General features: G+C 33.5%; 3 protein-coding genes. All 3 read right to left on the minus strand.

Going from position 1 to position 2,196, the window contains the following annotated elements:
* Window positions 1-369: recombination-associated protein RdgC (gene rdgC / locus BHE89_RS15205; protein ID WP_141008310.1), on the minus strand; the 369-nt coding region annotated here is incomplete at its 3' end.
* On the minus strand, window positions 369-596 hold the full coding sequence (rdgC, locus tag BHE89_RS15210) for a recombination-associated protein RdgC (RefSeq protein WP_128860606.1): 228 nt from the start codon (window positions 594-596) through the stop codon (window positions 369-371). The genes rdgC (BHE89_RS15205) and rdgC (BHE89_RS15210), both read right to left, overlap by 1 nt.
* A gap of 394 nt (window positions 597-990) precedes the next feature.
* The gene (locus BHE89_RS15215; RefSeq protein ID WP_064506365.1) at window positions 991-1,194 is read right to left on the minus strand and encodes a hypothetical protein; all 204 of its coding nucleotides are present in this window, start codon (window positions 1,192-1,194) and stop codon (window positions 991-993) included.
* Window positions 1,195-2,196: the final 1,002 nt, after the last annotated feature.

Raw genomic sequence — 2,196 nt, forward strand, 5'->3', positions numbered from 1 at the left:
TAAAATAGCAATTAATTCAGCTTCACCGTTTAATTGTAATTGAGTGGGGATGGAATTGTCTTTTACCCAATTAGTTAATAACATTTCGATTGAATCAAATTTCAATGGAGTTACAGGTAGTGAACCAATAGCTTTACGTAATAAAGCAAGGCTACTCTCTGCATTTTTACTAGTTCCTGTAAATACAACTATTTGATGATCGATAGTGTTTATCCAAATATAAACAGTTGAGTATTTGCTAAATGCTCGTGGTAATAAAGAGTAAATGACTTCATCTTTAATTGTAGCTTTTTCCGTTTTCTTTAGCTTTCTTCCTTGCTCCCCTTCAAGTTTCTCTACTTTATGTTGAGTTTCTTTTTTTGATGACATTAGTAGGTAGGATTTTTTTCTTCTTTCCTGATTGCTAATAACAAATGTCCTTTACACTCAAAGATTAAATCATCATTGAATGCAGGTGAAACAAAGCCAACAGTAGACATATCAGTCGGCTTACATTCAACCCATTTTAAATTTTGGATGCAGCTATTTAACTCCTCTGCATCAACCGATTTGTTTAGGTTATAAACAATCATTGCTTTTTGATTAAAAAGAGACACGCTATTTCTCCTCACACGGTTTATTCACTTCACACAATAAGAAAGGGCACTAGCGAGTTGACATAATCCTGATAAGACATTTCACAAATAATGCCAGTACCCTTGCTTATTGAGTTAGTTTTAGTGATTAGTGGTTAACACCGAGTCGCTATACTCGCTTATTTCCTGAACGCTCTGTTTTTGTATTGGCTACCTTATTTGTAGCTCAGTCGATTTATCAGGTCTTATCACATTACTAGCGTTGCATCTCGCATGAGAACGCTAACCACCAATCCTAAAACTAACTTTATAAAAATGGCTGACTGAGCAGAACATTATCACCACAACCCCTTTTAATGGTAAAAGACTCAGCCAGCCATTGTTTCTCTTCACACGTTCTCTTCACACATAAAAATCATTTACTTTGTATCTGAATAGCGCTTTTTATTTTGTACTTGTCTATTTCAGCATCCAGTTTTTCTAGTTTATCCACCAGCTCTTGACGTCTCGCGTTTAACTCACCGAGGACTTTGATAGACGATAGTTTCTCTTTCATCCAATCAACAACATCTGCATCAGAGAAATTAGCTGGCGGTATGATTACTGGTTCAGTTGTCATGATGGCTCCTACAATTCAATTCATTTTTCATCAACGATTGTTATCTTATAGATTCAGTATATGCATTACACGCAAATGCGTCAAGCGCATATATTGTTTTTTGTCAAAATAGAAACGGACGGGTTTTATCCGTTTGACTTTTTATTTATGTCTTTAAAAATCTCAGATTGGGATGGAGATCGCTTCTTTAGAGGGGAGAGGGTACAAAAAAGCCCTCGCTGGGAGGGCTATTCTTTATTTGTATTTGTGAGGTTATTTATTAGCTCATTTTTTTTCTTTGCTTTGTTATCTCTATGCAACATTAAGCTTTTAAAAGACTGAATTTCATCCATGATGGATTTTATATATAACAGAGTTGATAGTGAGGAAAATATTAAGCCAAAACATATTGATATAATACTACCAAAATAAAGATTTAAGTTTTTCATTAAAAACATAGTTACAATAATTACTGCTGAAATTATGTAGAAAAAAAACAAGTAAACATAGCTTTAGTTGTTTTGATCTTACTATTCCTTTTAACCGTCTTAACTCTGATGAACTTAGTTGAATGTGTTCATTAGATTCTGGTAATTTCAGCATTGCTTGTACACAAAAGGAGCTTGGAAATATAAATAATGTAACTAAAATCCATGGGGTAATATTGTTGTTTAAGTCAATATATCCTATAACTATTTTCGTTAAAACAAACCCAATGATGAAAGCTATAATCATTATTAACAATAATCTACTTGTCTTCATATAGCCTCCTAATTTATTGATATCCTTATTCTATTTCTCCATCTTTGACTTGTGATAAAAGCCACTTATGCATGACTAAATATAGGTGATTCTCATCGATCAGTCCATTGTTATATTGCACGCTTAAGTTACCTTTTAAGCTTTAATTGTCCACCTTTTAATGACTCCGCCTCCAGTGAGATCTATCTGTATGTCTTCTTCATCAATATGTCTCATTGAGCAGGCTAAACTTATCTAAGTACTCTTTTTGCCCCTGATTTT

Origin of the sequence: Shigella sp. FC1967 (genome assembly GCF_001743005.1) — a bacterium.
Lineage (GTDB): Bacteria > Pseudomonadota > Gammaproteobacteria > Enterobacterales > Enterobacteriaceae > Proteus.